The sequence below is a fragment of the Arthrobacter sp. BK1 genome, assembly GCF_056680055.1.
Window position 1 is genome coordinate 1844447 of record NZ_CM155263.1, and the last position, 24822, is coordinate 1869268.

Sequence of the window (24822 nt, forward strand, 5' to 3'; positions counted from 1 at the left end):
TCGAGTATCAGGTTGCGGGCCGGTGCCGTCATGTTCCCACTGGCCATGAGGCCATTGTGCACGGGCCCTGGAAGTGGCAGATGCCGGCCTCGCAGGGTTTCAGAACGTCGTATGCCCCATGCCCCACCGGCACCAGGGCGGTAGAGGTTTGGCGCAACGTGCGATGAGCGGTCCGCCAGAAGACCTTGCAGTTCTCGACAGGGGCCCTGCCGCATGCGGCAGGGCCCCTGTCTGAAGAAGGATTTAGCGGGACGTGACAGTGAGCATCAGTTGGCCACTGTGAAGGGAATCACGGTCACCCCGGAGTTTGTCGAACCCAGTTTGTTGTCACGGCACGACGATCGTAGGTGTAGCTTATGGACACCATTGGTGAGAGTCCTGGTGTCGATCGAGATGGGGGCGGCGCCGAACGGGTCGGGTCCGTATGGACCTGCAGCATTCCAAAGCACAGTTCCGGGTTTGGAAGGAACGGCGTGGAAATCCGGGTCTATCGAGACAAATGAGTGAGTCGTCGGGAGCGAGCCATCGGGGTGGGTGGACAGGCCCACCACGGGAGTCCAGACTCCTGATACCGGACCGTCTGGAAGGGGAACTGCACGGACCGAGGCCTCACAGTACTGCGCGTTGGTGTACCAGCCCTTGCCCCGCAGGAACGGATACCTGGAGACGTTGGACGCAGACGCTCCGTTTTGGATGTTGACCTGCCAATTTAAGTTAGCGCGCATTTCGTTGCCGCCCGGCTCCGGAACGAACCCGCGAAAGCGGACCTCCTGCGTGCCTGAATGGTTAAATGAAGAGATTGGCCGCGAGAACGTCAGCCAGCGCTCACATGTACCTGTACACACAAAGTCGCCTTTGCCCGTGCTGGACGGGCCGGGGCAAGTGAAGTTCGCCGCCGTCGCCCGTAGGTAACACTTCTGAACAGTTGTTTCGGTGTCGGAGGTCTTGAACACCATCGAGACGTAGTTGGCCTTGCCCGGGTTGTCGTGGAGGACCACCCGCACATGCACCGTCAGGTTGCCCGAACTGATTGTCTCGCGCTCAGGTATGCACGCCCCCATGTGAACATGGCCGTGATTGGTGGTGGAGTTGTTGGCTTGATCAGTGTCCGGAATCCACCATGCTTGACTATCCACGAACTGCCGGGTTTCGGTGTACGTCGTGCCGTCCGCGGCAGGGGCACCGATGCAAGGCCCGGCCGCAGCCTGAGCAGCGCCCGAACTCAGTGCAGACATAAAACCACAAATCAACGCAAGGCCAACTACGGGTGCTAAGAATCTTTTCATGCCCACCATCCTTTGAAATACTTATTTGCGCCTTTTAATTGTTTCTTCATTGAGGCTTCCTTCATGTCCCCATTCATTCCGGCTGCGACGAGCAAGGAATCCCCCTCTGCAGTGCCGCCATTTCCAACTCGAGCCCTGTTGCTGCCGACGCAGCGTGTAAGGGCTTCAACCCGGAGACTCGTCCTTCCGGGAATTCTTGGATCGGCTGAACGCCGTCAGTAACGGCCTGCTGCGCAGGACCGACATGCGCCACTCACCCTCGGGATCAGGGTCAAAGAGGACATTCTTGATCGGCTCCATCACACGGGAACGCAGGGAAATACCCTCCGCCGCCTGCTGCGGCAAAGCAGGTCCCCCCAGACCCGGTGTCTCCTCTGCGCCGGTGATCGTGGGGAGAGAGAACTCGTCCCTGGACATCGGCTATTCCTTTTATGGCTGGAGGCGCCGGCTGAGTCCGGCACCTTGGGCCTCAGCCGCACCTTCCCCCCATACAATGCGGAAAGCACCAGCATCAGCTTGAACAAAGATTACAACCAGAAAGAATCGAATTCCTTGTTATGCGCATTATTTTCTGACAGCAGTACCTTTTCTCACCGGACACTGCCGGAACGACAGAAATGTCTTGAAACGAGAGTAGGCACGTAATTTTTGCCGATCCGAACCGGCGCGCAAGCAGGCCTAGCCGGTTGAGAAACACCAGGCATCCGCCTATGACTGCTCAAGAAATACTTTTATCCGGGCAACGTACTGTCGGCAAAAGTGCCAACGTTGCGAGCTCTGGGATTCCGGATGCAGGCGAAGCTTGCAGATGGAGCGGACGCCTGGAATCCGAAGGAAGCAACCTTACTGTTTCCTTGTTTTTCCACAGGCCCGGAATTAGCGTGGGAGCGTAGGAACCCAACATTCCACCCGGCTGAAGGAGGACGTCATGCCCGGCAAGAAGAACCCGAGCTTGAAGGATCCGGAACTGTACGAGGAACTGCGGGAAGACGGCGCTTCCAAGCAGAAGGCCGCGCGCATCTCGAACGCTGCTGCCCAAAAAGGCCGCTCCTCGGTGGGCCGCAACGGCGGCAAATCCGGCAGCTATGAAGACTGGACCGTCCCTCAACTGAAATCCAAAGCCAAAGAAATCGGACTCACCGGTTACTCCGCCAAGAAGAAGAGCGAACTTATCTCTGCGCTCCGGTACTCCTAGGCGGCGGCCATCACCGGAACAGCTGGTGCCTTAAGCGCCTTTCCGGGCACGTGTGGTGGTGGCCTTCGCCGCAGGCTTGGCAGCCGCCGAGTCAGCCTTGGCCGACGTCTTGGCCGCGGGCTTGCGCGTGGTGGATCCGGTACTGGCAGACTTCGTGGCTGTGGATTTGGCTGTGCCCGACTTTGCAGCGGACGACTTCGCAGTGCCGGATCCGGCGGTGCCGGACTTCGCTGTGAGGGACTTTGCCGCGGCCTTCCTGGTTCCGCTGCTGGACTCCCCGGACTCTTCTTCCTCGTCCTCCCCGGAGTCTGCATCCGCGGAGGAGCCCCCGGACTCCTCTGCAGCCGCACCTCCGCGTTTACGGTCCAGGCTGCGCTTAAGGGCTTCCATCAGGTCAATGACTTCACCTTTGCCGCCCTCGCCGGCTTCCACACCGAAGGTCTCTTCAGTGTCCAGGGAGTCGCCCTTTTCCAGCTTGGCTTCGATGAGCGTGCGCAGCTGGACCTGGTATTCGTCGGTGAAGTGGTCAGGATCGAAATCTGCGGCCATGGATTCCACCAGGGCCGCGGACATTTCGCGTTCCTGGGCGGAGATGCGCACGGATTCGTCCAGGGCCGGGAAGTTGGCCTCCCGGACCTCGTCGGGCCACAGGAGCGACTGAAGCACCAGCACGTCATCCTTGATGCGCAGTGCCCCGAGCCGGGTCTTCTCGCGCAGGGCGAACTGGACGATGGCCACCCGGTCCGTATCCTCGAGCGCCCGCCGGAGCAGGACGTACGCCTTGGGCGACTTCGAATCCGGCTCCAGGTAATAGCTCTTTTCCAACATCATGGGTTCCAGCTGCTCCGAGGGGACAAACTGGACCACCTCGATCTCGTGGCTGTTTTCCGCCGGGATGGATTTGAGCTCGTCCTTGGACAGGACAACGGTCCGGCCGCCGTCCTCAAACGCCTTCTCAATGTCCGAGTAATCGATGATCTTGCTGCACACCTCACAGCGGCGCTGGTACCTGATCCGGCCGCCGTCGGCATTGTGGACCTGGTGGAGACTGATGTCATGATCCTCGGTGGCGCTATAGACCTTGACGGGCACGTTGACCAGGCCAAACGCGATGGCACCTTTCCAGATGGCTCTCATTCCTCAAGTGAACCGCACGCAGGGCCGGAGGTGAAGACCTTTGGTCCCTCCTAAGGAACGTGTCCGGGTGGCGGGACGGCAACTGACACTCACCAACCTGGACAAAATCATCTACCCGGAAACGGGCACCACCAAGGCTGACGTCCTGGCTTACTACGCGGCTGTGGCCCATGTCCTGATTCCGGCAGCAGCCAACCGGCCTGCCACCAGAAAGCGCTGGGTCAACGGTGTGGGCACTGCGGAACACCCAGGCGAGGTGTTCTTCCAAAAGAACCTGGAGGATTCGGCGCCGGGCTGGCTCCCCCGCGCCGCCATCACACACAAGGACCGCACCATTTACTATCCGATGGTCAACGATCCCGCCACCCTCACCTGGTTCGGCCAGATCAACTCGCTGGAGATCCATGTGCCCCAGTGGCAGGTGGACTCCCATGGAAGGCAGCTGAACCCGGACCGCCTGGTACTGGACCTCGACCCCGGCCAGGGCGCAGGGCTGGCCGAATGTGTGGAGGTGGCGTTCCTTGCCCGGGCCATCCTGCAGGACGTGGGCCTGGATCCGGTCCCGGTGACCAGCGGCAGCAAGGGCATCCACCTCTATGCCGGACTGGACGGATCGCAGACGTCGGACCAGATCTCCGACTTCGCTCACGAACTGGCGCGGGCCTTGGAAGCGGACCACCCGGATCTGGCTGTCAGCGACATGAAGAAAACGCTGCGCACGGGCAAGGTCCTGGTGGACTGGAGCCAGAACAGTGCGGCCAAGACCACCATCGTGCCGTATTCACTGCGCGGCCGGCCCACCCCGATGGTCGCCGCCCCGCGGACCTGGCGGGAGCTCAGCTCCCCCAACCTCCAACACCTGGACTACAAGGCCGTGCTGCGCCGGGTCGAGGCGGGCAAGGACCCGTTCGACGCCGTCGAACATGGTGGGGGGCACCCTGGGAGCCCGCAGGAGGGCGCTGATGGGGCCGGCGGCAAGACTGACAAAACAGCGGACGACGGCGGCGGGCATCCACGCCTTGAGCGGTACCGTTCCATGCGCGATCCGAACGCGACGCCCGAGCCGTTCGCCGGCGCCGGCGGCACCGGCGACACCTTTGTGATCCAGGAACACCACGCCAGTCGCCTGCACTTCGATTTCCGGCTGGAGCACGAGGGAGTCCTGGTGTCCTGGGCGCTCCCCAAGGGCGTTCCGGAATCGAGCGGCAAAAACCATCTCGCGGTCCAGACCGAGGACCACCCCATGGACTACGCCACCTTCGAAGGAACCATCCCGAAAGGACAGTACGGCGCCGGCGAGGTCACCATCTGGGACCACGGAACCTACGAACTCGAGAAGTGGATCAACGGCAAGGAAGTCATCGCCACACTGACAGGGTCTGAAGGCGGCGGCCTGGGCGGAACCAGGAAGTTCGCCCTGATCCATACCGGCCGGGGGCGGGGTGATGAGGGGCAATGGCTCATCCATCTGATGGACAAGGAACACCACGGTGGCAGGCACCGGCACGCACCCGCCCGCGACAATGGCGATGCTGACGCAGACGGGGAAACCGGCACGAATGTGGAAGAAGAAGGGGAAACCGGCACAAACCGGGATGAACGGACACGCGCTGGAAGCCGGCCCGCATCCCTGCCATCACAGCACGCCCGCGAACCAGCCGACGAGGCCCCTGCTGCGCCCCTGGAAGACTTTCGGCCCATGATGGCGACCGCGGGAAACCCCGCCGACCTGCAAGGCAGCGAATGGATGTTTGAACTGAAATGGGACGGCGTCCGCGGGGTGATCGTTGCCGATGACAGGAAAATCCGCATCCTCAGCCGCAACGGCAACGACGTCACGGCAACATACCCCGAGCTGACGGACCGGGCAGGCTGGCCGGCCGGGCCGTTCGTTGCCGATGGTGAGATCATCGCCGTCGGGCCTTCCGGGCGGCCCGATTTTGGGGTGCTCCAGGGGCGCATGAAACTGACCAAACCGGCCGACGTCGAAAAAGCCCGCCATGCTATCCCCGTCCGGCTCATGCTGTTCGACCTGCTGTCCGTGGGTGGCGAGGACCTCCGCAGAAAGCATTTCCAGACGCGGCGGCAGCAGTTGGAGGAGTTCTACTCGCCGTCCGATCTTCCGGTGGAACTATCGCCCGTTTTGGACGAGCGGCTGGACCACATTCTGGAAAGCGCACAGGAACTGGGCCTGGAGGGGGTGATGGCGAAGCGACCGGACAGCCGTTACGTCAGCGGCCAGCGGACCAGGACCTGGATCAAGATCAAACTCGCAAGAACGCAGGAAGTGGTGGTGGGCGGCTGGCGCCCTGGCCGCGGCGGGCGGCAAAGCTCCGTTGGTTCACTGCTGGTGGGCATCCCAGAAGGTAAAAACCTGCGGTATGTGGGCAGGGTGGGCAGCGGCTTCAGTTCCCGTGAGCTGACCGAGCTGCGGCAGAAAATGGACGATCTGGCACGCAAGACCTCACCGTTCGACGACGTCCCCCGCGAGGATGCGTCCGACGCCCACTGGGTCACGCCACGGCTGGTGGGGGAAGTGACCTTCGGTGAGTGGACGGGCAGCGGGAGGCTCCGCCACCCTGTCTGGCGCGGCTGGCGGGTCGACAAGGAGCCGGACGAAGTTGTCCCGGAGGCCTAGCGGAACGTTGGCCAGGCCGCGCGGCGCACCAGGTCCTCTTCAACGCGGAAAGCACCTGGCGACCCCCGGGAAATGGGTGTCGCCAGGTGCTTTCTGTGACGTGGGGTCAGATGCGGGTCATCAGGAGGAGTGCGGCATCTGCGGCCGACCCGTCCGGTGGACAGCGTTCACGGCTGCCTCGTGACCGGCCCTGCCGTGCATTGATTCGTTCTCTTTGGGGTGGCGCTTCTTCCCGTTACCGTCCGGCCAGTGCTGCTCTCCGGCCATCGCCAGGCCCACAGCGATAGTTGCCGGGCCGGGGACTGCCGGCTGGTCCATGGCCGCCGCCAGATGGCCGGCAACCTCCGGTTCAATCTTTACATCAGTCATTTTTTCAGCCATTTTTCTTCCTTTCCACCATGAAAATGAAGTGCTCCCTGATCTGGGGGCGAATAATTCCTGAACGTGAATTACCAGCGGATTACCAGCGGACTTTCTTCTCCGCCGGCCCCTGTTTGCCACTGGCATGGGTGGGCTTGTGGCTTTTGCCCACGCTCTGCAGGCCGGCATCCCCGCCCCTGGATTTACTGGCGAGCATGGCCTGCTGGGCCTCCGTCAGGCCCGAGCGGATGCCCTTGGGCGCGGGATGATCAGTGGCTTCGTTTGCGCTTTCCGCACTGGATTCGGGGTTGCTTGAAGCAGATTTTTCAGTCATTCTTTGGAACCTTTCTGAGGGGGATCAGCGTATCTGACGAGCTCGGCCGGGACGAGGACCTGCAAAACCAGGCCGCGGGCGTCCGCCTACTCAAAAATCAGTGTTCCCATGGCACAACAATAGGCAGTGTCGGAGCAGCTTGTGAACCCCTTCCGCCGCCGGCTCAGGGAGCAGCCCACAGATGCGCCCTGACCCCGCCCACGCTGGTGGCGGCCGTCACTTTCGGCGGCTCGCACGTGTGCCTAAAGCCGCCCGAGATGGCAGTTCCGGAAAAAGATTGGGAAAGCATGCCGCCAAACCCGGCGGATGCCAGTGATGGAGCGGCAGGATCGCCGAAAAAAATATCTCCAAAACATGCCCGAACAGGGGGTTAAACAGGGCACTCTACGCCATCCAGCTCTGAGTTACCAGAGAATTCGCGTAAAATTGAAGGCCTGCCCAGAGCGGGGCAGCTACAAGTCGCAAGCAAATGACCTCCACAGGAGTCGCCCAAATGCCCAAAGACCGAAGCACGACCGACTCTTCAGCAGGCGCGAACAACGCCCGCGGAACCAACAACGCAACACCGGAAGATGCAGTACCCAGCGGTGTAGTAAACACCAGCGCAGCACCCAGCAGTGCACGCAAACCCAAGATCCTCGGCCGCCGTCGGCTCAAAGAGTCCGACGTGAACGTCGTCAACCAGCCGATGCTGAAAAAGGCGCTGGGCGGAACCATCGTGGGTAACACCATGGAGTGGTACGACGTCGGCGTGTTCGGCTACCTCATCACCACCATGGGACCCGTATTCCTGCCGGAATCCGATCCGTCCACGCAAACCCTTTTCCTCCTGGGAACCTTTGCCGCCACCTTTATTGCCCGTCCGCTGGGCGGAGTGATCTTCGGCTGGCTGGGCGACAAGATAGGCCGCCAGAAGATCCTGGCCACCACCCTGATGATCATGGCAGCCAGCACTTTCGCCATCGGCCTGTTGCCCGGCTACGCCCAGATCGGCATGTGGGCCGCAGCCCTCCTGGTGCTGCTCAAGGTAGTACAGGGGTTCTCCACCGGCGGCGAATACGCCGGTGCCACCACCTTCGTCAGCGAGTACGCGCCGGATAAACGCCGCGGGTTCTTTGCCAGCTTCCTGGACATGGGCAGCTACATGGGCTTCGCGCTCGGTGCCGCCCTGGTCTCCGTCCTGCAGCTGACGCTCGGCCAGGCTGCCATGGAAGAGTGGGGCTGGAGGATTCCGTTCCTCGTCGCCGGTCCGCTTGGCCTGATCGCTGTTTACTTCCGCAGCAAGATCGAGGAGTCCCCGCAGTTCCAGGCAACCCTCGATGCCCAGGAAGACCTCGCCAAGCACGCCGCTGCCGGCGACGAAGCCGTCGTCAAGGGACCGGTTGGAATCGTCAAGGCATACTGGCGCTCCATCATCGTGGCCATGATCCTGGTGGCCGCCGCCAACACCGCCGGCTATGCCCTCACGTCCTACATGCCGACGTACCTCACCGAATCCAAGGGTTACGATCCGGTCCACGGCACCTTGCTGACCATCCCCGTGCTGGTCATCATGAGCCTCTGCATTCCGCTCACCGGTAAGCTCTCGGACCGCATCGGCCGCCGCCCCGTCCTCTGGATCGGCGCGCTGAGCACAGTGGTCCTGGCCACCCCGGCCTTCATGCTGATCGGCATCGGGGAGATCTGGTCCACCCTGGCCGGCCTCGCACTGATCGCGTTCCCGGTGACGTTCTACGTGGCCAACCTGGCCTCGGCCCTCCCGGCCCAGTTCCCGACGTCGAGCCGATACGGTGCGATGGGCATTGCCTACAACTTCTCCGTAGCGATCTTCGGCGGAACCACGCCGTTCATCGTGGCAGCCCTCATCACCGCAACGGGCGATGACATGATGCCCGCGTACTACCTGATGGGCACCTCGGCGATCGGCGCCGTGGCCATCTACTTCCTGAAGGAATCTGCCCAGCGTCCGCTGCCGGGCTCCATGCCCAGTGTGGACACCCAGGCCGAGGCACGCGAACTGGTTGCCGGACAGGATGAAAATCCGCTGATTGACCTGGCCGAACTGCCGTTCGAGACCCAGGACATCACGACGGCGAGCGCAGCAGCCGACAAGGTACCTGCGGGAGCAGCGAACTGACAGAAGCTCTTTCTGTTGGAGGCCCTGCCTGACCGCGGCTTGTAGCTCACGCTCATAAGGCCTGTCCTTTGTGATTTCCTTGGGGGAATCATGAAGGGCGGGCCTTAGCCGTGTCCGGAAGCAGGTTACGTCCGATGTACACGAAGATGCCCGGGGGAAACGTCCGGTGGTAACTTCCGGAAGGCTCACCAAAAAGCCGGAACTGAAGGTGGTGTACCCCGTGAAGCCCGTCTTAAAGCAGTTGCGCGCCCTTCACACGCTCGAACCGGCGAACCGGGACCACCTCGCCGCACTCCGGGTCGCCATCAGTGTGGCCGTGCCATCCCTTATGCTCCTGGGCGCCGGCCGCCCCGATCTCATCATCTATGCCGTCTTCGGTGCGCTGACCGGGATGTACGGCCGGTCAGAGCCCCATCAGTTCCGGTTGAGGCACCAGTCGCAGGCCGCGCTGATATTGCTGAGCGGCGTCGCTGTGGGGGTGTTCCTGTCCGTGAACCATCTGCATTCGTGGTGGCTGGTGGGTGTGGAGGCCCTGCTGGCCGGGGCAGGCTCCGTGTTTGCGGACAGGGTGAGGCTCAAGCCCAACGGTCCGTTTTTTGGCATCCTGGCCTTGGGAGCCTGCGCCTCGGTACCCATGGCCGTCCCGTGGTACGCAGCACTGCTCATCGCCGGAGGGGCAGCGGCGTTTTCCATCGCGGTGGGTTTCAGCGGGTGGGTTCGTACCAGGGCCTGGCGTCCGGGTGCGGGCCGGGATGCACTACCCCTTCGCGGCAACGCCCGGCGGCTGGCAGTTGTGCACGCAGCCCGGTATGTCCTGGCAGTGGGCATTGCAGGGTCCGCCGGCGTGCTCAGCGGGAGCGGCCATCCGCATTGGGCCATGGCGGCGGCCGCGGTTCCGCTCGCCGGTGCAGACCTCCCCAGCAGCGTCCGCCGCGGGATCCACCGCATTGTGGGGACACTGCTCGGCCTGGCCGTTACCGCCGTCGTCCTGGTTCCTGGACCATGGCTTCCCGCGGAATTTTACGGAGTGCACCACGTGGCAATGCTGGCCATCCTCGTGGTCATTTTCCAGTTCACCACCGAGCTGTATATGGCCCGGCATTACGGGCTCGCGATGATTTCGTTCACGCCGGTGATCCTGTTGATGACGCAACTGGCCGCCCCCATCAGTCCCGGCGTACTCATTGTGGAGCGGGCCCTGGAGACCTTCGTGGGCGCCGTTGTGGGGATACTGGTGGTGGTGACCGTCCGGCGTCGGAGCGGGCACGCGCTGAGGGGACGCAGAACCGGGATGCGGCCCGGGCCTACTCCACGCGGGCCGCTGACCGGGTGACCAGACGCCCGGGCAACAGCGGCCCCACGATGGCCAACGCTTTGTAGCGTTTGGACGGGACGGACACGGCTTTGCCCCGGAGGTTGTCTGCCAGCCCTTCGCGGACCACCCGATCGGCAGTCAGCCACAGCCAGGCCGGTGTTGCGGATTTGTCCATTCCCATCCGCTCGTGGAATTCGGTATGGGTCAGGCCGGGGCATACCGCTGTGACCTTCACGCCCCGTTTCCCGTATGCCGGGTTGGCCCATCGGCTGAAACTCAGCAGCCAGGCCTTCGCCGCCGAGTACGTCCCCCGCGGGAGAAAAGCGGCAATGCTGGCCACGTTGATGATCCTGCCTGAACCGCGTGCCAGCATGCCCGGCAGGACGGCGTGGGTCAGTTCCAGCGGCACTTGGCAGTGCAGCACCAGCCCTTTCTTCTCGTCCAGGATGCTGTTCTGCTCAAAGTCGCCCAACAGCCCGCGGCCGGCATTGTTGACCAGGATCTCCACCGGCCTTGCACTGTCCGTGAGGCGTCCGACGACGGCCGCCACACCGTCGTCGTCCGTCAGGTCTGCGGGCAGCACCTCAGCGGTGATCCCGTACTGCTGCTCCAGGTCCGCCGCCGTTTTGTCGAGGCGGGCCCGGTCCCGTGCCACGAGCACCAGATGGTGGCCTTGGCTGGCAAGTCGCCGGGCAAACTCGGCTCCAATGCCTGCGGTGGCACCGGTGATCAGAGCTGTGGTCGTGCTGTCCTGAGGCGTCATGGCCCCAAGCCTAACCGCCGGTCCTCCACGCCCGCCCGGCTCCGAGTAGGGTCTTGGTATCAGCAGACCCGGCGGGCAGCGATCGATCATCAGGGGGAAAGAATGGAGCAGGACCAGGGCAACCACATCAGGTTCCGCGAGGTGGACCAGGACGGCATACCAATCGATCAGGAGTCCCTCGCTCGTGAGGAGGGTGGCGACCCAGGGCGCCCCGCCTGGGTCTCGGTCAACCCGTTCATCGTTGCCCTGTGGCTTCTTGCGGCACTTCTCGTGATCGGCGGAGTGTGGGTCTCGGCGAACGCAGCGTCCATGATGGGAACTACCTCCGGGCCGCCGCCGCTGGCCTACGTACTGTTCAATTTTGCGCCTTGGGCAGTCCTGGCGGGCCTGCTGGACGCTTTGGCCCTCCTGTTCTGGCACGCCTTGGAGTGGCAGCGCAAGAAAGCCACGCAGCCGCTGCGCACTGGCAGGTAGCGCCTCAGAGATGCAGGTGAACGGCCTTGTTTGACCGTTCACGCTGCGCCCGCTTCGCCGATGCGGCGCGCGAGGGACGCACCGGGCTGGCCGGATCGGTGGGCTGGCTGGGGTGCTCCACCACCGATGCCTCGGCGGCGTCCCGGCGGGCGGCCTCGAACTGGCTGCCGGAATGGACCGGGCACACCGGCATGTATACGGGTTCCAGGAGGGTCAGCCTGAGGTCTTCGGCCTCCTCCAGTGCAGCGGCGGCCACCCGTCCCAGCCCGTGGTGCAGGACATCGACGTGGCCGGTTGGACGGCCGCCCGGCGTGGCGGCCCTGCGAAGGTGGGCCAGGACTCCGGCGTCAAGATGGATGGCCCGCCGGAGGTCCAGGGATATAGCGGGGCTGGACACTAAACGGTGCGCCCGGAGCAGCAGGTGTACCAGGGCTGGAAAAGTGGACTGGGTCAGGCAACCGCCCACGTCCAACCGGATCTGCCCTGGATCCACAGCGCAATGGACAACGACTCGAAGCTTGTGGTGGGAAAGTCTGTGGCTCACGGGTATCTCCACGGAAGTACCGTGGGCCGGCTGCATGGCCCACTTACGACTCTACGAAGATGCCGCCATGCCCACAAGGCTGGGACCTACCCTGGCTGCCCCAGCCCGCCAGTAATAATGGCGCGCCAGCCCGCCCGCCCGGCGGTCCCACCGCCGGTCCCTTAGTCCTCGGGCCAGTCGATGTGCTGTTCGTAGCCCTCATGCTTGCGGAGGTAACCGGCAATGAACGGGCAATGCGGGATGACCCGTTTCCCTGATGCTATGACGTCGTCCAATGCAAAGTGGGCCAGTACCTTGCCCAGCCCCTGGCCGGTGAATTCCTCGGCGGTTTCCGTGTGGGTGAAATCCACGTGTCCGGGCTGGTCCCGGAAAAAGGACTGGACGGCAACCTTCCCGCCGACCCGCAGCTCGTAACGGTGATGCACATCGTCCCGTGCCAGCGACACGTCGGGGCTGAACTCATCCTCAAGGGAAACCATGTTCTCAGTCATGGTTCGACACTGGCACTACTTGGGCCCGCTGGCAATGCCCTGCCCTCCCCCTTCCCGGATTCTGAAGCAGCCTGCCCGGGCGGGCGCTCGGGGATCCGGCCCAGCAACAGGACAGCCAACGCGAAGCATGCCGCGCCGCCGCCAAGCAGCGCGAGCGTGAGGCCGTTGAAGGCGGCGTCCGCCACCGGAATGAAGACGACGACGGCGGCGGTCACCACCGCGATGGCGGGCCTGCCGCGGCTGTGGACAGCCGCCGTCGGACGTTCCTCAAGGCGCCCGAACACGGCAATCACGGGAAGCAGGAGGGCGATAACCCCCACCAGGACCAGGGGCCGCGCCCACCACCATGCCGCCGTTCCGGCCGCGGGTTTGGGAAAGTCGGTGAGGAGCAGCAGCCCGGACAAGGCAGCGAGCAACGGCAGGTGCCACAGGTACACGGTCATGGCACGCCGCCCGGCCGCGGAGACCACCGCCCGGACCCAGCGCACCCCGGAAATCCAGTTCATCCTCGGCCGGAAAAGCTGGAGGACGGCAGCCTGGGAGACACCCAGGAGGAAGAGGCACAGGGTGGGCGGGTTGAGGTTGACCAGCATGTTTCCCGGGTAGAGGCCCAGGCCGGTGACCAGGCCCAGCAACAGGTTGGCCGCCGCAATCAGTCCTAGCAGCCAGGAGCGCGGGAGCCTGGCGAAGTGACCATCGGCCATGAGGAAACCCAGCTGCTGCACGGAACACCACACGAAGACCAGATTGGCGTACGCGAGCTGGGGCAAGGCGCCGCGCAGGCAGTCCACGGCCACCACCAGCGTCACCAAAGCGGCAAGGGTCACCCAGGGTGCACGCGCATGGGACCGTGCCAGGAGCGGGATGTTCAGCTGGGCGGCGAGATAGGCCGCGAGGAACCAGAGCGGCATGCCCGCCCCGGTGGTGATCAGCTGGGTCACCTGGGGGTCCACCCCCAGCAGCCGTGCCGCCCACAGTCCCACAAACATCATTGCCAGAAGGGCCGCGGCGGGCCGGACAAGCCGGAGAAGCCGGGCCTGGGCGAATTCGACGCCGGTGCCCCCGCGGGCCTTCAGCCGCAACCACGACTGCAGGCCCGTGGTTCCACCGGTGACGAAGAACAAGGGCATGACCATAAATATCCAGATGACGGGTTCGAACCAGCGCTGGTTACCCAGCGTGTTCTCGCTGGTCACGGTGCCGTCAGCATGGAGAACGGGGCTGACCATCATGCAATGGCTCACCACCACCAGGGCCAGGCAGATGAAGCGGACCAGATCGATGGCAAGGTCGCGGTGACTCACCTGCCCGTCCTGCGGGGCCTGCGCCGGTTGCCCGGACTGCCCATGCCACGGGGCTGGCCCCCGTTCCTCCACGCCACTCACCTGCGGTCCCTACCTGCGCCGGATGTCGCCGTTACCTGTCACGTACATTGTCCGCCCGAAGCGTGGCATCGGCCAGAAGACCGGCGGGCCTCCTCAGCAGGCGCTCTTAAGCCGCCACGGCGGCGAGGCCGAGCACGACGGCGAGCAACGGCGTCGTGCCTTGCAGAACGGCGGCGCGGAGGTACTTCCGCCCGCTGAGGGCGAGGACCGCGGCGGCGAGCAGCATCGAACCGCAGCAGGTGAAGATCAGGGTCCAGCCCACCACAGGCTGGACGGAACCCTGCGGTGCGAACGCCACGCAGCCGGCTCCGGCGAACGCGCCGATAGCCAGGAACAGGTTGTAGAAGCCCTGGTTGTAGGCGAGCGGTCTGGTGGTTTCGGCGTCGGCCTGGGAGGCCACTCCGAATCGCTTCCAGGTGGCAGGCTTTGTCCAGGTGAGGGACTCCATGGTGAAGATGTACACGTGGAGGGCGGCTGCGAGGAACGCGAAAATGAGGGAGGCCAGGATCATGGCTTGATCCTAGCCTCCCTCCGATTCTTCGCCCGGGGACCTGAGTTCAGGGCCTAGCGGGTGAGCATGCCCAGCGCTGCTGTTGCGAACTCCCGGGCCGAGGTGTTCCAGTGACCCAGCAGGCCCTGGAGGTTCTCGCCGTCGGCCCGGTGCGCCTGCAGCTGTTCCTGGAGCGTGGCCAGGACACCGGTGCGGAGCTCGGTGTTGAAGTTCACCTTGCCCACGTTCATGGCGGCGGCCTTGACCAGCTCGCCGGCCGGGATGCCGGAGGCACCGTGGAGCACCAGCGGGATGTGGGTCCGCACCGCAATGTCCTGGAGAACGTCCCAGCGGAGCTGCGGCTCGCCCTTGTACTTGCCATGGACGTTGCCCACGGCGACGGCCAGCAGCTGCGCGCCGGTCCGGGCCACGAAGTCCTCCACGAGGGCGGAGTCCGTCAGGCCGGCCACGTCAACGCCGGCCTCGTCCGCGCCGAAGGCACGGTCCTCGTCACCGGCCAGGCCGCCGAGTTCCGCTTCGAGCACGACGTCGGCACCCAGCAGGGCGCGCGCCTCACGGACCAGCGCGATGTTGTCCTCATACGGGAGGGACGAACCGTCCGCGAGGACCGAATCCGCCCCCGCGGCGACGGCGTCGGCCATCACCGTGAGGTCAGCGGCGTGATCAAGCTGGACGGCTACCGGGACCGATGCCCCGTCCGCCAGCCCGCGGAGGGCGGCGATCAGGCGCAGGCCGTTGGTGGTGGCGGCGGTCTTGGGGGCAACCAGCAGGATGATGCCGTGGCCCGCGTCCTCGGCGGCGCCCACCACAGCAAGCGCGGTGGTGAAGTCGTAGCAGGTGAACGCCGGGACGGCGGAGTTCTGCTGCAGGGCGGAGGTGACCAGGTGGTCGAGTCGGGTGCGCATCAGACGCCGAGGCCTCCCACCAGGATCCAGGCGACGAAGGTCAGCGCGAAGCCGGCCAGGCCGAGGATGGTGGTGAGCACGGTCCAGGTGCGGAGTCCGTCGGACACGGTGAGGCCGTAGTAGCGCACCACGGTCCAGAAGCCGGCATCGGTCACGTGGGACAGGCCCAGGGAGCCGAAGCCGATGGCGATGACGATCACGGCGATCTGGGCCGGTGAGTAGCCGCCTTCCATCACGGCCGAGGTCAGCAGGCCGGTGGTGGTGACGATGGCGACCGTGGCCGAACCCTGGGCTGCGCGGAGCGCCAGGGAGATGACGAAGCCGAGCACGATGACCGGCAGGCCCAGGTGGTCAAGGGTCTGGGACAGCGCCGCGCCGATCCCGGAGGTGCGCAGGACTTCACCGAACACGCCGCCGGCGGCAACCACCATCAGGATGGAGGCGATGGGAGGCAGCGCGCCTTCGAAGATCTCGCCGGTTTCCCGGAGCGACCAGTTGCGGCGGACAGCCAGCAGGAAGAAGGACAGGGCCACGGCCACCAGGAGGGCGAAGAACGGGTTGCCGATGAACGCCGCCAGGCCGTACCAGGAGTTGTCCTTGGGGATGGTGAGCGTACCCAGGGTGCCGATCAGGATCTGCACGATCGGCGCGGCGATGAGGAACATGATCAGGGCCGGGCGGGGAGGAGCAATCGCTGCAGCGCCGGGGCCGTCGTGGCCCACCTTCACCAGGGAATCGGAACCGAACTCGGCCACCTGGGCCTTGACGCCGGGGAGCAGCTCGTAGTCCTTGCGGTTCATGATGCTGGCAACAAAGTAGGACAGGAAGCCCAGCGGGATGCAGATGATCAGTGAGATCAGGGTGATCAGGCCAATGTCGGCACCGAACACGCCCGCGCCTGCGACGATGCCCGGGTGCGGCGGAACGGCCACGTGGATGGCAAGCATGATCCCGGCCATCGGCAGGCCGAATTTGACCGGGTGCACGTTGGCGATCTTGGCGAACGCGTAGACGATCGGGACCAGCACGATGATGCCGACCTCAAAGAACACGGGGATGGCCACCAGGAAGCCGACGGCGGTCAGGGCCACCGCCACGCGCTTGGCACCAAGCTTCTCGGTGAAGTGGGAGGCCAGCGACTGCACGCCGCCGGAAACCTCGATCATCCGGCCGAGCACCGCGCCGAGTGCGATCAGCAGCGCGACTTTACCCATGGTGCCGCCCACGCCGTTGGCCACGACAGTGAACACGTCCTTGAGCGGGATCTGGGAGGCCACGGCCACGGCGATGCTGACAGTCAGCAGGGCCACGAAGGCCTGGATCTTGAAGCGGATGATCATCACCAGCAGTACGGCGATGCCAATGGCCGCGATGGTGAGCAGCAGCGGAGTACCCAGCTCCACGGCGGGTTTGATGGCTGGGGCATCGGCCGCCCGCACCATCAGGGAGTTAATCAGGGGGTTCATTGCGGGTGTCTCCTTTGACAAGCCAGTCTTCCAGAAGACGGGCTATCGGGCGCTGGATATTTCTGTTTGGGACGTGGTGCTGGGGACTTCGGGGGGGTACGACGACGGCGGAGGGGGGACCGCCGTCGTCGTACGTTTGCAGTGAAGTGCTGAGCGCGTGGTTCTTACGCGGTGCGCTTGGTGGGTGCCACGACTTTGATGACGGCTGAGTCATCGGCGGCGGCGAGGCCCTGGGCCTGGCCCAGGAGGTAGAGCTGCTCGGCTGCGGCGGCAACGGGGGCTGCCAGGCCGGCGGCGCGGGTGGCTTTGCCCACGATGCCCATGTCCTTGACGAAGATGTCCAGGCGGGACAGGACCTCGGCGCCTTCCTCTGTGTAGGCCTCGAGGATGCGCGGGCCGCGGTTGGAAAGCATGAACGAACCCGCCGCGCCGGCTTCGAGGGCGGCGAGGGTCTTGGCCTGGTCCAGTCCGAGGGCGTCGGCGAGGGCCATAGCCTCGGCAGCGGCGGCGATGTGGATGCCGCAGAGGAGCTGGTTCACGGTCTTGAGGGCCTGGCCGTCGCCTGGCTTGTCGCCGACAACGGTCAGTGTGGAGGCCAGGAGTTCAAGCGCCGGAGCAGCCTTTTCGCGGGCTTCCGGGGAAGCGCCGACGACGATCAGCAGATCGCCCTCACCGGCGCGCTTGGGGCCGCCGGACAGCGGCGCATCCACGAGCTCGACGCCGTATTCGGCCAGCTTTGCGACGGTGGCGGGGATCGCTTCAGTACCCACGGTGCTGCCGAGGATGACGACGGCACCCGGCTCGAGCACGGAGGCCACGCCGTTCTCGCCGAAGAGGACATCGTTGAGCTGCTCACCGTTGCGGACGGCCAGGAGCAGGGCGTCGGCGCCTTTGGAGGCTTCCTTGGCGGAGGCGAAGGTGCGGATGCCGGCCTCTTCGGCGAGCTTGAGGCGCGGCTCTGCGATGTCGAAGCCGTGGACGGTGAGCTGGGAGGCCATGCGGGTGGCCATGGGCAGTCCCATGGCGCCGAGGCCCAGGACGGTGACGGTGTAGTTGCTGGTCATGGTGTTCTCCTGTGAATCCGTGGGTTCTAGCCGTTGAAGGTGTTGCTGAGCTTGCGGGTGACGTCGGCGAGGGATTGGTCATCGCCCACATTTCCGGCGAAGACGATGTACGGGATGCCCTTCGCGGGGCCGTCCACCGGCTCCCAGAGGCTCACGATGCCGGGGAGCATGGGCCCGCGGACAATAGCGTGGCGGATTTCCAGGCCGTGGGCGGCGACGTCGGAGGAGGTGATCCCGCCCTTGGCGACGACGAACCGGGGCGGGAAGGTCTTCAGCGTGCGGTTGACGACGGCGACGACTGCGGCGGAAACGGTGCGGGCGATCCGCAGGCTTTCGGCGGGGTTGTCGGTTTTGATGAGCAGGCGGCTGGTGTGGACGATGACATCGCCGCCGTGCAGCGCGTCCACCACGGTGTTGACGGTCTGGTCCAGGTAAGCATCCGCGGCTGTTTCGGTTTCGGCGGCGAGAAGTTTCTCGACGTCAATCTCGACGATGCGCGCCGCACTGTGCTGCTCCGTCAGGGCCTTGAGCTGGCGGGTGGTGACGCCCACGTGGGAGCCGACCACGATCAGGCCGCCAGCCAGGGACGGGGTGTTGCCGGCGTAGGCTTCGGCGCCGCTGAGTTCTTCGCGGATTTCCTGGCCGATCCGGGCACGGCCGAACGGCGGGCCCACGCGGTACAGCAGCTTCTTGCCGCGGCGCTCGGCTTCCTCCAGGCCCAGCGACAGGGCCCGGAGATCGTTCTCGGTGACGATGTCCGCCACAATCGGGGTGGAATTGGTGGCCGGCGCGATGGCGTCCGCGATGGCAATCGCGGTGACCTGGGGATCGCTGGAGGCGCGGATGATGTTCAGGTCCAGCACAATCACCGACCCGGCGGCGAAGCGGCCCTGCGACTTCTCCTCCACGTACTTGGCCATGTCCGAGTTGGCGAAGCCGAAGCTGGCGTCCCTGGCGAATTCGGTCTCCGCCACGGGCGTGAGCTTTCCGGCATCCTCCCCGGTGCCGCGCATGTAGTGCACCCCGCCGATGGTCACGCGGCCGGCGTCGGGGAAGGCAGGAACCAGCACCACGCCGTCAGTCTGTTCGCCGGTGACCCCAGCCACGGTGGCGGCGACGATGTCAGGTTCCAGCGGGTAGTGGCCGCGGAGGGTGGAATCGCTGCGGCTGACAAACCCCAGCCGAAGGTTGGAACCGGCCGTGCTGGTGCCTGCATTGCTGGTGCCTGCAGCGGCAAGCGCGTTGCGGACCACTTCCTCGTTCCGCCCGGCTGCTTCGGCGGGATCCAGGCTGCGGGTGTTGGTCAGCACGTAGACGGCGGGTTTTGCCTGGCCGAACGCCCAGATGAAATCTTCGACGTCCCAGCTGGTGAGCACCGGCAGATCTGAAACGGACTGCGTTCCGGTGGGGTCGTCGTCGAGCACTACCAGCATCTTGGGAGTCACCGCGCTGGAGGCGGCGACCGCGTCGGCAACGAGACGGGCGGGAATCTGGACCTCTGCCGGGAAGGCCGCCAGGATGTCTGCTTCAAGCGTCACTGTGCACTCCGTTGTGTGAAATCTTGTGGTGATATTGGTATCTGTAAGATGTCTGACATCTAACATTTGAAATAGTGTGGCACACCACAAGGAAAACGCGCAAGTAGACTTGTCAGACATATGTGGCACGGCGCAGCAGGGGGAACATGGCACGGAAATCACTGGTGGGGGTCGTTGCTGACGAACTCCTCGACCGGATCATCGCAGGGGACTTTCCGCCCGGATCCAGCGTGCCCGGCGAGCTTGAACTCAGCGCCCGGCACGACGTAAGCCGCATGACCGTCCGCGAGGCCATGAAGACCCTGGAGGCACAACGGATCCTGAGCGTTGAACGTGGCCGCGGCACCTTCGTCAACCCGCTGAACCGCTGGGCGTCCCTCGAAGCCGTGCTGCGCGCGGCGTCCGAGGGCAAGAATGAGGCAGACGCATCGGTTCAGCTCATCGAACTCCGCCGGATGCTCGAGACCGGGGCCTGCGAACTGGCCGCGGGCCGCATCGGTGACGCAGACATCAAGACACTTTTCGGGTATGTGGCTGCGATGCGCGCTGCCCATGAAGTCAACAATGTCGCAGCGTTTGTCGAGGCCGATCTCGCCTTCCATGACCTGATCCTGCGGGCGTCGGAGAACGTCTTTGTGGCTGTGCTTTTTGAACCCCTGCACCGGGTGCTGGAGAAGCGGCGGGCGGAAACATCTGCCGTGCCGGAGATCCAGGAGCACGCGATCGGGCATCACCAGAACATCGCTGAGGCGCTCGAGTCGCGGGATGCCGGCCGTTCCCGTGAGGCCATGGACGCACACATGCAGCAGACCCTCAATGACCTGAAAACCCTGGTGCTGGACACACCGCAGGGCGTCTGACCACGGGATCTGCCACTTCCCCCCGCCCGGAAGTCCTACTAGTCTGCAAGGACGGCCCGCAACCGGGACTCAAAGGCGATCACGAGGAGCGAAGTTGTCCAACCACACGTACAGCATTTCTGAAATTGTCGGCACATCGACCGAGGGCGTGGATGACGCCGTCCGCAACGGCATTGCCAAGGCATCCCAGACCCTCCGCAACCTCGATTGGTTTGAGGTCAAGGAAATCCGCGGTCACCTGGAAGAAGGCAAGATCGCAGACTGGCAGGTCACCATCAAGCTCGGTTTCCGCCTGGAAGAACACTGACCACCACTGGCTCCGAAACATGATGGCTGCGCCGTTCCGGCGCAGCCATCAGCGTTTCTCAGGGTTTCGGCGGACGGGCTTCAGCAGCGAGCGGCGCCGGCTGCCCGGGGTTCTCAGGGTGATCCGTTAACGCCGGGGCGCCCAGGCTGCCCAGCAGGAGCAGGGCATCGGCCGACGGCGAACCGGGCTTGGCGGAAAACACCCTGAGCTGCTGGTCCGGATCGTCGGGGAGGACCAGGTTTTCAAAGTTCAGTTCAAGGTCGCCGACGGCGGGGTGGTGGAGCCTGAGAACGCCGGAAGACCGGGTGGCCACCCGGTGCCCCGCCCACCATTGGCGGAAGTGCTCGCTGTGGACGGCGAGCTCCCCCACCAGCTGGTTTGCCTGGGCGTCATTCGGGTGCCGGCCGACGTCCACCCGTAAGGCACCCGCGGCTTCCGCTGCAACGGTCTTCCAGTCGCGGAACAACACGCGGGCCTGGGGATCAAGGATCAGCCACCGGGTCAGGTTCCGCTCCGGAGCAGGAAGTTTCGGGAAATCGGCGAAGAGCAGGAAGGCCATCCGGTTTCCGGCAAGGACATCAGTCCGGCGGCCCAGCAGCAGCGCGGGAACATCGCCGACGGCCTCGAGGAACTGACGCAGGGCGGGGCGGACGCTCTGGGCCGGTCCGGGCGCGCGGGACGTAGCGGCGCAGTTCTCCAGCAGATCCATCATGTGCGCGTGCTCGCCGTTGTCCAGCCGGAGTGCCCGCGACACCGAATCCAGCACCGCACGGGAAGGGTGGATGTTCCGCCCCTGTTCCAGGCGGACGTAGTAGTCGGTGCTCACCCCGGCCAGCCTGGCCACCTCTTCACGGCGAAGCCCGGGCACCCTGCGCGCGCCTGAGCTCCCCTCTGCTCCTGCGTCCTCGGGGCTCAACCGGGACCGCATGGCTTTGAGGAACTTTCCGAACTCGGCGCTCTGACCCATGCACCCCATTGTGCCCCGGTGGAATGACCTCTATCTACAACGAAGGTAGGACTGGCAGTCCTAGGACAAACAGGAACAGGGTCAAGGGCTGACTATCTGTCCGAAAGTGCATAGGCTCGTTTCAGAGCCTTCCTGAAAGCGGTTTCCCGGCTTTCCCAACCAGGCCGCAGCGTAGGCAATACCCGCAGCAAAGGAGCCACACCATGTCAGAGTTGACCCTGAACAACGGCGTCACCATTCCCCCGTTGGGTTTCGGAGTCTTTCAGGTTCCGCCGGAGGATACCCAACGGATCGTCGAAGATGCCCTGGAGGCCGGCTACCGCCACATCGACACAGCCGCCGCCTACCGCAATGAAGCCGGAGTGGGTGCCGCCATCGCCGCCGCCGGGATTCCGCGGGAAGAACTCTTTATCACCACAAAGCTCCGTAACGGCGAGCAGGGCCGGGCGCAGGAAGCATTCCAGAACAGCCGCAAAGCACTGGGCCTGGACTACGTGGATCTGTACCTGATCCACTGGCCCGTCCCGTCCCAGGACCTTTACGTGCAGGCCTGGAAGGAGATGGAGCGCCTCTACGCCAACAAGGAGATCCGCGCCATCGGGGTGTCCAACTTCCTGGCCGATCACGTGGATACCCTGCTGGCCTCCGCCGAAGTTGTTCCTGCCGTCAACCAGATCGAACTGCACCCCAGCTACCAGCAGGCCGAACTTTCGGCGAAGTGCCGTGCCCTGGGTATCGAGGTGGAGGCCTACAGTCCGCTGGGCCAGGGCGGGGACCTCAACGGCCGTGCCGTGACGGCGATCGCCCAGGCCCACGGCGCCACCACCGCGCAGGTTGTCCTCGCCTGGCACCTTGCCGCCGGCAACATCGTCATCCCCAAGTCAGCCGATTCATCGCGGATGAGGGAAAACCTGGCTGCTTCATCACTGACTCTTACCGACGACGAACGTGCGTCCATCACCGCCCTCGAGTCCGGCGCCCGCATCGGTTCCGATCCCGCCGTCGCTGCCTTCACCCAGCTCTGACCCTGACATTCCCGACGCATAGCCCCACCAACCCTAAGGATCCACCCATGCAGTACACCCACCTTGGCCGCTCCGGCCTGAAGGTCTCCCGCCTCTGCCTCGGCACCATGAATTTCGGCCCCCAGACCGAGGAGGCAGACGCCCACTCGATCATGGATTCCGCCCTGGAATCCGGCATCAACTTCTTTGATACCGCCAATGTGTACGGCGGCACCGGGCACCGTGGCTGGACCGAAGAAATCATTGGCCGCTGGTTCGCCCAGGGCGGCGAGCGGCGCGAACGCACCGTCCTGGCAACCAAGCTGTACGGCACCATGACTGAGCGTCCCAACGAATCCAAGCTTTCCGCTTTGAACATCCGCCGGGCCCTGGACGCCAGCCTGAAGCGCCTGCAGACCGATTACATCGACGTCTACCAGTTCCACCACATCGACCGCGACACCCCATGGGATGAAATCTGGCAGGCCATCGAAGTCGCCGTCCAGCAGGGCAAGATCCTGTACTCCGGCAGCAGCAACTTCGCGGGCTGGCACATAGCGCAGGCACAGGAAGCTGCCCGGCGGCGGAACTACACGGGCCTGGTCAGCGAGCAGTCCATCTACAACCTCTTCCGCCGCGAAGTGGAACTGGAGGTCATCCCGTCCGCGCAGCAGTACGGCCTGGGGCTCCTCCCCTGGTCACCGCTGCAGGGCGGCCTCCTGGGCGGTGTGCTGAAGAAGCAGGAGCAGGGCGTCCGCCGCGCCGAGGGCAGGGCACTCGAGACGTTGAAGAAGCACCAGGACCAGATCAAACAGTACGAGGATTTTGCGGACGAACTGGGCCACGCACCCGGCGACGTCGCACTTGCCTGGCTGCTGCACCAGCCTGCGGTCACGGCGCCGATCGTGGGCCCGCGGACGCAGGAACAGCTCGACGCCGCCATCCGGGCTCTGGATGTCACGCTCGACGCCGATGCGCTCAAGCGCCTCGATGACATCTTCCCGGGGCACCGCACCGCCCCGGAAGATTACGCGTGGTAAATCCGCCCCTTCCCCAGGCGGGCACTCAACCTGTGGCCGATACCGATACCGTGGCGCCGAGGAACATCCTGTTCGTCGGCGGCACGGGGGTCATCAGCGCGGCGGCGGCGGACCGCGCCGTCGCGCTGGGGCACCGGGTGACCGTCCTTAACCGGGGCCAGTCTTCGGGCCGGTCCGTGCCGGATGGCGCCGAGGTACTTCACGCGGACATCCGTGACCCGGCATCGGTACAGGACGTGCTGGGCGGGCGGGAGTTCGACGCCGTCGCGGACTTTATTGCTTTCACTCCGGATCAGGCACGCACCAGTATGGAGCTGTTCCGCGGCAGGACCGGCCAGTATGTCTTCGTCAGTTCTGCCTCGGCCTACCAGAAGCCGCCCACCCGGCTGCCCATCCTGGAGTCCACTCCCTTGAAGAACCCCTTCTGGCAGTATTCACGCGACAAGATCGCCTGCGAGGATCTGCTGTTCGAGGCCTACCGTTCGGACGATTTTCCGGTCACGGTGGTCCGCCCCTCCCATACCTACGACCGCACCAAGATCGCCATGCTGGGCGGCTGGACGGACATCCACCGGATGCGCACCGGAGCGCCGGTGGTGGTGCACGGCGACGGCACCTCGCTGTGGACGGTGACGCACAGCAGGGACTTCGCCAAGGCCTTCGTGGGAGTCCTCGGCAGGCCCCAGGCTGTCGGCGAGAGCTACACCATCACGTCTGATGAATACCTGCCGTGGAACCAGATCTACCGCCTGTTCGCCCGGGCGGCAGGCGTTCCCGAGCCTGAACTTGTCCACGTGGCGTCGGAAACCATCGCGGCGCTCAATGCCGGCAACATCCCCGAACTGGGGCCCGGCTTGCTGGGCGACCGCTCCCACTCGGTGGTGTTCGACAACACCAAGATCAAGTCACTGGTGCCGGGCTACGCCGCCAGCATCCCGTTCGCGGACGGCGCCCGGGAGATTGTCCAGTGGCACGACGCCCACCCCGGCCTGCAGGTGGTGGACCTGAAGTTCATGGACCTGAGCGACCGCCTGGTCAGGTGGGCGGGGCGTACCGGCTAACGGCACGCCGGGAGGTATCGCGGGTTCGGCCCCTGGGCGG

Annotated in this window: 25 protein-coding genes; 10 read left to right on the forward strand and 15 right to left on the reverse strand. The window is 64.8% G+C overall.

All coding sequences use genetic code 11. The annotated features are described in order from the left end of the window. Positions 1 to 266: 266 nt before the first annotated feature. Together AC1MCA_RS08250 and AC1MCA_RS08255 are read right to left on the reverse strand one after the other, a co-directional pair. Positions 267 to 1286 (reverse strand): hypothetical protein, encoded by a 1020-nt coding sequence (locus AC1MCA_RS08250; RefSeq protein WP_479802595.1) that lies wholly within the window; start codon positions 1284 to 1286, stop codon positions 267 to 269. Positions 1287 to 1451: 165 nt separating this feature from the next. Next, positions 1452 to 1703, reverse strand: a complete 252-nt coding sequence (locus tag AC1MCA_RS08255; RefSeq protein ID WP_479802597.1) for a hypothetical protein — start codon at positions 1701 to 1703, stop codon at positions 1452 to 1454. 511 nt (positions 1704 to 2214) lie between these two features. Between AC1MCA_RS08255 and AC1MCA_RS08260 the strand changes: the two genes are divergently transcribed. Next, positions 2215 to 2481 carry a DUF7218 family protein gene (locus tag AC1MCA_RS08260; RefSeq protein ID WP_479802599.1) on the forward strand — a complete coding sequence of 89 codons (267 nt, stop codon included), beginning with the start codon at positions 2215 to 2217 and terminating at the stop codon, positions 2479 to 2481. Positions 2482 to 2511: 30 nt separating this feature from the next. On the opposite strand, the gene ku is transcribed toward AC1MCA_RS08260, so the two are convergent. After that, on the reverse strand, positions 2512 to 3618 hold the full coding sequence (gene ku, locus AC1MCA_RS08265; RefSeq protein WP_479802601.1) for a non-homologous end joining protein Ku: 1107 nt from the start codon (positions 3616 to 3618) through the stop codon (positions 2512 to 2514). A gap of 40 nt (positions 3619 to 3658) precedes the next feature. On the opposite strand from ku, the gene AC1MCA_RS08270 reads away from it, so the two are divergent. Continuing rightward, on the forward strand, positions 3659 to 6256 hold the full coding sequence (locus AC1MCA_RS08270; RefSeq protein WP_479802602.1) for an ATP-dependent DNA ligase: 2598 nt from the start codon (positions 3659 to 3661) through the stop codon (positions 6254 to 6256). Positions 6257 to 6376: 120 nt separating this feature from the next. Here AC1MCA_RS08270 and AC1MCA_RS08275 read toward each other — a convergent pair whose 3' ends face one another. Next, on the reverse strand, positions 6377 to 6637 hold the full coding sequence (locus AC1MCA_RS08275) for a hypothetical protein (protein ID WP_479802603.1): 261 nt from the start codon (positions 6635 to 6637) through the stop codon (positions 6377 to 6379). Positions 6638 to 6716: 79 nt separating this feature from the next. Continuing rightward, positions 6717 to 6950 (reverse strand): hypothetical protein, encoded by a 234-nt coding sequence (locus AC1MCA_RS08280; protein WP_108598762.1) that lies wholly within the window; start codon positions 6948 to 6950, stop codon positions 6717 to 6719. 493 nt (positions 6951 to 7443) lie between these two features. On the opposite strand from AC1MCA_RS08280, the gene AC1MCA_RS08285 reads away from it, so the two are divergent. Continuing rightward, on the forward strand, positions 7444 to 9087 hold the full coding sequence (locus AC1MCA_RS08285) for an MFS transporter (RefSeq protein ID WP_479802605.1): 1644 nt from the start codon (positions 7444 to 7446) through the stop codon (positions 9085 to 9087). A gap of 220 nt (positions 9088 to 9307) precedes the next feature. Then, a complete protein-coding gene (locus AC1MCA_RS08290; RefSeq protein WP_479803338.1) occupies positions 9308 to 10420 on the forward strand; it encodes an FUSC family protein in 1113 nt (370 codons plus the stop codon). Here AC1MCA_RS08290 and AC1MCA_RS08295 read toward each other — a convergent pair. After that, entirely contained in the window at positions 10392 to 11165 is a 774-nt protein-coding gene (locus AC1MCA_RS08295) for an SDR family NAD(P)-dependent oxidoreductase (protein ID WP_479802607.1), read from the reverse strand. The genes AC1MCA_RS08290 and AC1MCA_RS08295 overlap by 29 nt on opposite strands. A 102-nt stretch (positions 11166 to 11267) precedes the next feature. Between AC1MCA_RS08295 and AC1MCA_RS08300 the strand changes: the two genes are divergently transcribed. After that, positions 11268 to 11639, forward strand: a complete 372-nt coding sequence (locus AC1MCA_RS08300; RefSeq protein WP_479802609.1) for a hypothetical protein — start codon at positions 11268 to 11270, stop codon at positions 11637 to 11639. A gap of 4 nt (positions 11640 to 11643) precedes the next feature. Here AC1MCA_RS08300 and AC1MCA_RS08305 read toward each other — a convergent pair whose 3' ends face one another. The 8 genes from AC1MCA_RS08305 to AC1MCA_RS08340 form a co-directional block, all read right to left on the reverse strand. Next, positions 11644 to 12183: a hypothetical protein gene (locus tag AC1MCA_RS08305; RefSeq protein ID WP_479802611.1), complete on the reverse strand. Its 540-nt coding sequence runs from the start codon at positions 12181 to 12183 to the stop codon at positions 11644 to 11646. Positions 12184 to 12344: 161 nt separating this feature from the next. Next, positions 12345 to 12674, reverse strand: a complete 330-nt coding sequence (locus AC1MCA_RS08310) for a GNAT family N-acetyltransferase (protein ID WP_108598757.1) — start codon at positions 12672 to 12674, stop codon at positions 12345 to 12347. Then, complete coding sequence (locus AC1MCA_RS08315; protein WP_479802613.1) at positions 12671 to 13978, reverse strand: acyltransferase family protein; 1308 nt, start codon at positions 13976 to 13978, stop codon at positions 12671 to 12673. The genes AC1MCA_RS08310 and AC1MCA_RS08315 overlap by 4 nt, the downstream gene beginning before the upstream one ends. Before the next feature lie 187 nt (positions 13979 to 14165). Then, positions 14166 to 14570, reverse strand: a complete 405-nt coding sequence (locus tag AC1MCA_RS08320; RefSeq protein WP_479802615.1) for a DUF1304 domain-containing protein — start codon at positions 14568 to 14570, stop codon at positions 14166 to 14168. A gap of 53 nt (positions 14571 to 14623) precedes the next feature. After that, entirely contained in the window at positions 14624 to 15475 is an 852-nt protein-coding gene (locus tag AC1MCA_RS08325) for a class II fructose-bisphosphate aldolase (RefSeq protein WP_479802617.1), read from the reverse strand. After that, positions 15475 to 16941, reverse strand: coding sequence for a GntP family transporter (locus AC1MCA_RS08330; protein ID WP_479802618.1), 1467 nt, complete (start codon positions 16939 to 16941; stop codon positions 15475 to 15477). Before AC1MCA_RS08330 ends, AC1MCA_RS08325 begins: the two co-directional genes overlap by 1 nt. A 164-nt stretch (positions 16942 to 17105) precedes the next feature. Beyond that, on the reverse strand, positions 17106 to 18005 hold the full coding sequence (locus AC1MCA_RS08335; protein ID WP_479802619.1) for an NAD(P)-dependent oxidoreductase: 900 nt from the start codon (positions 18003 to 18005) through the stop codon (positions 17106 to 17108). A gap of 26 nt (positions 18006 to 18031) precedes the next feature. Next, the gene (locus AC1MCA_RS08340) at positions 18032 to 19543 is read right to left on the reverse strand and encodes a four-carbon acid sugar kinase family protein (RefSeq protein ID WP_479802621.1); all 1512 of its coding nucleotides are present in this window, start codon (positions 19541 to 19543) and stop codon (positions 18032 to 18034) included. Positions 19544 to 19689: 146 nt separating this feature from the next. Between AC1MCA_RS08340 and AC1MCA_RS08345 the strand changes: the two genes are divergently transcribed. Together AC1MCA_RS08345 and AC1MCA_RS08350 are read left to right on the forward strand one after the other, a co-directional pair. Next, positions 19690 to 20403 (forward strand): FadR/GntR family transcriptional regulator, encoded by a 714-nt coding sequence (locus AC1MCA_RS08345; RefSeq protein ID WP_108598766.1) that lies wholly within the window; start codon positions 19690 to 19692, stop codon positions 20401 to 20403. A 94-nt stretch (positions 20404 to 20497) separates the two neighbouring features. Beyond that, positions 20498 to 20710, forward strand: coding sequence for a dodecin (locus tag AC1MCA_RS08350; RefSeq protein ID WP_108598750.1), 213 nt, complete (start codon positions 20498 to 20500; stop codon positions 20708 to 20710). A 58-nt stretch (positions 20711 to 20768) separates the two neighbouring features. On the opposite strand, the gene AC1MCA_RS08355 is transcribed toward AC1MCA_RS08350, so the two are convergent. After that, a complete protein-coding gene (locus AC1MCA_RS08355) occupies positions 20769 to 21677 on the reverse strand; it encodes a helix-turn-helix domain-containing protein (RefSeq protein WP_479802623.1) in 909 nt (302 codons plus the stop codon). A gap of 203 nt (positions 21678 to 21880) precedes the next feature. On the opposite strand from AC1MCA_RS08355, the gene AC1MCA_RS08360 reads away from it, so the two are divergent. The 3 genes from AC1MCA_RS08360 to AC1MCA_RS08370 are packed head-to-tail and all read left to right on the forward strand — an operon-like array spanning position 21881 to position 24782. Beyond that, on the forward strand, positions 21881 to 22702 hold the full coding sequence (locus AC1MCA_RS08360) for an aldo/keto reductase (RefSeq protein WP_479802625.1): 822 nt from the start codon (positions 21881 to 21883) through the stop codon (positions 22700 to 22702). Positions 22703 to 22749: 47 nt separating this feature from the next. Further along, positions 22750 to 23721: an aldo/keto reductase gene (locus AC1MCA_RS08365; RefSeq protein WP_479802627.1), complete on the forward strand. Its 972-nt coding sequence runs from the start codon at positions 22750 to 22752 to the stop codon at positions 23719 to 23721. A gap of 32 nt (positions 23722 to 23753) precedes the next feature. Beyond that, positions 23754 to 24782 (forward strand): NAD-dependent epimerase/dehydratase family protein, encoded by a 1029-nt coding sequence (locus AC1MCA_RS08370; protein ID WP_479802629.1) that lies wholly within the window; start codon positions 23754 to 23756, stop codon positions 24780 to 24782. Positions 24783 to 24822: the final 40 nt, after the last annotated feature.

Coding starts and splice junctions, on each gene's coding strand:
- AC1MCA_RS08250 (WP_479802595.1), bottom strand. CDS start 1,286: ATGAAAAGATTCTTAGCACCCGTAGTTGGCCTTGCGTTGATTTGTGGT.
- AC1MCA_RS08255 (WP_479802597.1), bottom strand. CDS start 1,703: ATGTCCAGGGACGAGTTCTCTCTCCCCACGATCACCGGCGCAGAGGAG.
- AC1MCA_RS08260 (WP_479802599.1), top strand. CDS start 2,215: ATGCCCGGCAAGAAGAACCCGAGCTTGAAGGATCCGGAACTGTACGAG.
- ku (WP_479802601.1), bottom strand. CDS start 3,618: ATGAGAGCCATCTGGAAAGGTGCCATCGCGTTTGGCCTGGTCAACGTG.
- AC1MCA_RS08275 (WP_479802603.1), bottom strand. CDS start 6,637: ATGGCTGAAAAAATGACTGATGTAAAGATTGAACCGGAGGTTGCCGGC.
- AC1MCA_RS08280 (WP_108598762.1), bottom strand. CDS start 6,950: ATGACTGAAAAATCTGCTTCAAGCAACCCCGAATCCAGTGCGGAAAGC.
- AC1MCA_RS08285 (WP_479802605.1), top strand. CDS start 7,444: ATGCCCAAAGACCGAAGCACGACCGACTCTTCAGCAGGCGCGAACAAC.
- AC1MCA_RS08295 (WP_479802607.1), bottom strand. CDS start 11,165: ATGACGCCTCAGGACAGCACGACCACAGCTCTGATCACCGGTGCCACC.
- AC1MCA_RS08300 (WP_479802609.1), top strand. CDS start 11,268: ATGGAGCAGGACCAGGGCAACCACATCAGGTTCCGCGAGGTGGACCAG.
- AC1MCA_RS08310 (WP_108598757.1), bottom strand. CDS start 12,674: ATGACTGAGAACATGGTTTCCCTTGAGGATGAGTTCAGCCCCGACGTG.
- AC1MCA_RS08320 (WP_479802615.1), bottom strand. CDS start 14,570: ATGATCCTGGCCTCCCTCATTTTCGCGTTCCTCGCAGCCGCCCTCCAC.
- AC1MCA_RS08325 (WP_479802617.1), bottom strand. CDS start 15,475: ATGCGCACCCGACTCGACCACCTGGTCACCTCCGCCCTGCAGCAGAAC.
- AC1MCA_RS08330 (WP_479802618.1), bottom strand. CDS start 16,941: ATGAACCCCCTGATTAACTCCCTGATGGTGCGGGCGGCCGATGCCCCA.
- AC1MCA_RS08335 (WP_479802619.1), bottom strand. CDS start 18,005: ATGACCAGCAACTACACCGTCACCGTCCTGGGCCTCGGCGCCATGGGA.
- AC1MCA_RS08345 (WP_108598766.1), top strand. CDS start 19,690: ATGGCACGGAAATCACTGGTGGGGGTCGTTGCTGACGAACTCCTCGAC.
- AC1MCA_RS08355 (WP_479802623.1), bottom strand. CDS start 21,677: ATGGGTCAGAGCGCCGAGTTCGGAAAGTTCCTCAAAGCCATGCGGTCC.
- AC1MCA_RS08360 (WP_479802625.1), top strand. CDS start 21,881: ATGTCAGAGTTGACCCTGAACAACGGCGTCACCATTCCCCCGTTGGGT.
- AC1MCA_RS08365 (WP_479802627.1), top strand. CDS start 22,750: ATGCAGTACACCCACCTTGGCCGCTCCGGCCTGAAGGTCTCCCGCCTC.